Here is a 4,579-nt window from a genome sequence, read left to right as displayed (position 1 = left end):
AGGCGCGAAATCTGGCGCACCAGCTCGAGGACGCGCGAGATCAGATCGCGTCGCTGCAGGACGAGGTCGACCGCCTGGCGGTTCCGCCGACCACTGCCGAGGGCATGGGTGACCGCATCTCCCGCATGCTGCGCCTGGCCTCCGACGAGGCGTCCGAGGTGCGGGCCGAGGCGCGCGCCGAGGCCGAGGAAGTCACCTCGATCGCGCAGCAGGAGGCCACTGCCCTGCGCTCTGCCGCCGAGGCGCAGCTCGCCGAGGTCGAGGAGAAGCGGTCGGCGCTCGACATCGAGTTCGAGCAGACCATGGCCAGTGCCCGCACCGAGTCGGCCCGGATCGTCGAGGCCGCTCAGACCGAGGCGAGCCAGCTCTCCGCAGAAGCCGACGCGCGTCGCAAGGCGGTCCAGGACGACTTCGACGTGACGATGACCGAGCGTCGTTCGTCGCTCAACCGGGCACTCGAAGAGCTCGAGGCCACCACCAAGGCCGAGGCTCGCCAGCGCGTGAAGGACGCCGCAGAGGAAGCGCAGCGCATCCTCGAGACCGCCAACCACCAGGCGGAGCGTCGGATCGCGTACTCGAAGGAACTTGCCGAGGAACTGCGCGTGCTGCGTGGCCGGGTGCTCGCCCAGCTGCTCGGGATCCGCGGCCAGCTCGACTCGGTTCCCGCGATGCTCGCATCGGTCAACCGTGAGGCCGAGCTGCTCGACTCGAACCAGTCGCCGCGTGCACTCGGTGGCGATCTGACCGCGATCGACGCGGCCGACAGCGAGGTCGAGATTCTCGAGGCGGCTGAGCTCACCGAGGCTGTCGAGGCCGATGTCGATGCCGAAACCGAGTCGGTGGCCGACGCAGAAGAGCCCGCCAAGAACCGCACCAACGGTCACGCGAGCGCGCAGAGCCGCTGATCGCAGAAGTTCGATAGTTCGACGAAGCCCCGATCCATTGGATTGGGGCTTCGTCGTTCTCTCATGACGCTGCTGGTGAATCGGTGGCGGTCAGGACCAGCGTCGGGTCAGCCCCCGGGTCTTCCGCCCTGACCAACAGCCGGTGTGCCAATGCCTGCGCTCCTCGAGCCCGCCCGTGTCCCCGGCCGGCCACGCAACGACGTGTGCAGTGCCAGGCGCGATTTCGTGGTCGCAGCCCGGACACCGGTAGACCTTCGTGGCCCGACTGCCGGGAACCGTGCGCACGATGTAGGACTCGTCGCCCGGCCCGGACTCTGTGCGCCGCAGTGCATCGCCGCGCAGCGGTGGCGGGGTCGCACGAGCAGGTTTTCGACGGGGCACGATTCCAGGATAGGGGCGCGCGGCCGAACCGCATGGCCGTGCCGGCCGCGTGCCCTTAGAACAGGCGGAACTCCGACGTATCGATTCCGCGCAGGCCGTCGTAGTCCAATGTGACGCAACGGATGCCGCGGTCGGTCGCGAGAGTTCGGGCCTGGGGCTTGATCTGCTGCGCGGCGAACACGCCGGTCACCGGGGCTAGTAGCGGGTCGCGGTTGAGCAACTCGAGGTAACGGGTCAGCTGCTCGACCCCGTCGATCTCGCCGCGGCGCTTGATCTCCACGGCGACGCTCTGCCCGTCGCCATTCCGGCACATCAGGTCGACGGGCCCGATAGCGGTCGGGTATTCCCGGCGGACCAGGGTGTACCCGTCGCCGAGCACCTCGACGTGCTCGGCCAACAGCACCTGCAGGTGCGCCTCCACACCGTCTTTCACCAGACCCGGGTCGACGCCGAGATCGTGCTTCGAATCGTGCTCGACGTCTTCGATCGTGATCCGAAGTTCCTCGCCGGCTTTGTTCGTCACCACCCACAACTGAGGCGCGCCGCCGTCGACACCGTCGACTTTGTCGAAACTGTCCACTTCGCGCTCCTCGAGCCAGCACGGCGGGCTCATCCAGTTCAGCGGCTTGTAGGAACCACCGTCCGAGTGCACGAGCACGGAACCGTCCGCTTTGATCAGCAGCAATCGCCGAGCAAGTGGAAGGTGGGCGGTGAGTCTGCCGACATAGTCAACCTGGCAACGGGCGATCACAAGGCGCACCTCGCCCACCCTAGAGCAACGCTCGGATACGCTCGAACCACCATGTCGCAGTTGTTTCGTCGCCGTCGGAGGGAAAAGCCGCCGCTTGGTTCCTGGCTGCTCGGTGATCCGAACGAAGTCCGGCACCACCAGCGTCGACGGCTGCGAATTCTGCTCGCGACCGTCTTCGTGACAACCAACGGCATCGGCGCGGCACTCGTCCTGCTCCTGGTTGCTCTCGTATTACCCGGCCAGGATCTGATGGCCGAAGAATTCGACATCGGCAACCGCGTGGTTCTGCCCATATATCTCGTATTGGCCGCCACCATCGGCGGCACCGTCGGCGCACGAATCGGTATCCGGGCAGTCGGCTGGGTGGCCGAAGGACGAGAACCGACGCCGCGTGAACGCTCGGCCGCACTGGCCTTGCCGTGGCGGCTTACCCTCCTCCAGGGGTTGCTGTGGCTCGCCGGCGGTGTTGTGCTCGGCATCTCGACGGCACTCGTCGACCCACACGCGGTACCCAAGGTCGCACTGACGATCATGTTCGGCGGTATCACCGTCTGCGCGTTCAGCTACGTCCTGATCGAATTCACGCTGCGCGCAAGTTCGGCAAAGGCGCTCGAGGCTGGGGCAAACCAACCACGTATCCATCTCACTCGTGTGACCGACCGGTCGCTGCTCGCGTGGTGCCTCGGCACCGGAACGCCGGTGACGGGCCTGATGCTGGTGGCCGCCTTCAGTTTCAGCCAGAACGTCTCCACCGAACAACTCGCCTTCACCATTCTCGCGCTGGGGTCGATCACGCTCGTGTTCGGATTCGCACTGACCGCACTCGGTGCACGCCAGATCACAGACCCCCTGCGATCGGTGACCGCCGCCATGGCCCGGATCGAGCACGACGAACTCCCTGAGTCGATCGTCGTGTACGACGGCAGTGAGTTGGGTGAGCTGCAAAGCGGATTCAACCGGATGGCGGAAGGGCTGCGCGAACGCGAACGGATCCGGGATCTATTCGGCCGTCAGGTCGGGCTCGAGGTTGCCGAGGCGGCCTTGGCCCGCAATCCCGAACTCGGCGGCGAGGAACGGTATGTCGCGGTCATGTTCGTCGACATCGTCGGCTCAACCGCGTTCACTGCATCGCGCCCGCCGCGGGAGGTCGTCGACCTGCTGAACCGCTACTTCGACGTTGTGGTCGACGAGGTCGATCGCCACGGCGGCATCATCAACAAGTTCGAGGGCGACGCCGCGCTGGCGGTTTTCGGAGCACCAGTCGAAATCGACGATCCGGCAGGCCGGGCAATGGCGGCAGCGCGCGCGGTCCGCAAGCGACTCCCCCTCGAAGTCCCCGAATGCCAGGCGGCGACAGGCGTCGGCTATGGGCTGGGCGTCGCCGGAAATGTCGGGGCGCGCAAGCGTTTCGAGTACACCGTCATCGGTGATGCCGTGAACGAGGCAGCCCGATTGTGCGAACTCGCCAAGCAACATCCCGGCCTGGTACTCGCCTCAGACCGCGCCGTGCAGGCCGCGAACGAGGACGAGGCCAAGCTCTGGTGCATGGGCGAGGAAGTCCTCCTGCGCGGCAGGAATACCAAGACCCGGGTCGCCGCACCGCGCCCGGACTGAGCCCCTATCGGCGCGGACTCGAACTGTGCAGCGTTTCCGGCAGGCCCTCGGACGCGGATTGGGCGCGTGCTGGCGCTATGTCCGCCGGGCGCCCGGAACATTCTGCTGGCTGATCCTTCTGCTGCCGACCACGATCATCATGTCCAGGCTCGAGCCCAGCGAACTGCACCACGTGCTCATCGAGCGATCCACAAACCTGCACCACCTCGCCGAGGACCCACTGCACGTCCTCGTTGCCAGCGCGTTCTGGCCGGACGGCGGAAGCTGGCTGACCTATCTGGTCCTGTTCAACCTCTTCCACGTACCGGCCGAACGCTGGCTCGGCACCCTGCGGTGGCTGGGCCTGGTCGTACTTGCCCATATCGGCGCGACGTACGCGAGCGAGGGCGCGGTGTATCTGGCAATTCACCACGGCAGTACGCCGGCATCCGCTGCCGATGCGCTCGACGTCGGCGTCAGCTATGCACTCGCCGGCGTCGCGGGGGTCCTCACATACCGACTCGGCGGCCCCGTGCGCTATGTCTACCTCGCTGCGCTGGTGACGGCGGTCGCTCTCCCGTTCGCGATCGACGGTGTTGACTTCACCGAAATCGGCCATGGCACAGCGGTTCTCATCGGCCTCGCCTATTATCCGCTGACGCGCTCGCGCGGCGGACCATGGGACCCGATCGTCGCGTTGCGTACGCGCCGGGCGAGGAGGCGAGTCCGAATCGGGACATCCGAATGACAGCGCACCTTCTCGGCTGAGCGCGCGGGCGACGGGCGACGGGCGACGGGCGACGGGCGAACGGACTCTCAATCGGGTGCGAATTGTGTAGATGGGTGCGAAGTTTCGCGCCCGTGTAGAAGTTTTGCACCGATTTGAGGGTTTGTTTTTGGGGTCGTGTTCGTGACCGTGGAGCGCTGTACCGATGTGTGGGGCTCGGCC

The 4,579-nt window shown here is 66.5% G+C and carries 5 protein-coding genes; 3 read left to right on the top strand and 2 right to left on the bottom strand.

Annotated features, from left to right (window positions below; translation table 11 throughout):
• Nucleotides 1–905: coiled-coil domain-containing protein (locus A8G08_RS27695; RefSeq protein WP_068280684.1), on the top strand; the 905-nt coding region annotated here is incomplete at its 5' end.
• Nucleotides 906–995: 90 nt separating this feature from the next.
• Here the strand turns inward: A8G08_RS27695 and A8G08_RS28190 are convergent.
• Together A8G08_RS28190 and nucS are read right to left on the bottom strand one after the other, a co-directional pair.
• Nucleotides 996–1,286: an LIM domain-containing protein gene (locus tag A8G08_RS28190; RefSeq protein ID WP_084436874.1), complete on the bottom strand. Its 291-nt coding sequence runs from the start codon at nt 1,284–1,286 to the stop codon at nt 996–998.
• Between the two features lie 55 nt (nt 1,287–1,341).
• Nucleotides 1,342–2,046, bottom strand: coding sequence for an endonuclease NucS (gene nucS, locus A8G08_RS25585; protein WP_068280686.1), 705 nt, complete (start codon nt 2,044–2,046; stop codon nt 1,342–1,344).
• A 42-nt stretch (nt 2,047–2,088) separates the two neighbouring features.
• Between nucS and A8G08_RS25580 the strand changes: the two genes are divergently transcribed.
• Entirely contained in the window at nt 2,089–3,651 is a 1,563-nt protein-coding gene (locus A8G08_RS25580; RefSeq protein ID WP_068280682.1) for an adenylate/guanylate cyclase domain-containing protein, read from the top strand.
• A 25-nt stretch (nt 3,652–3,676) separates the two neighbouring features.
• A complete protein-coding gene (locus A8G08_RS25575) occupies nt 3,677–4,378 on the top strand; it encodes a rhomboid-like protein (RefSeq protein ID WP_084436873.1) in 702 nt (233 codons plus the stop codon).
• Nucleotides 4,379–4,579: the final 201 nt, after the last annotated feature.

The organism is Aldersonia kunmingensis (genome assembly GCF_001646865.1).
Classification (GTDB): Bacteria; Actinomycetota; Actinomycetes; order Mycobacteriales; family Mycobacteriaceae; genus Aldersonia; species Aldersonia kunmingensis.
This window is presented reverse-complemented; position numbering and strand designations above follow the sequence as displayed.

Bases quoted from the DNA above. Each gene is read 5' to 3' on its own strand.
- A8G08_RS25580 (WP_068280682.1), top strand. From the start codon at position 2,089: ATGTCGCAGTTGTTTCGTCGCCGTCGGAGGGAAAAGCCGCCGCTTGGT.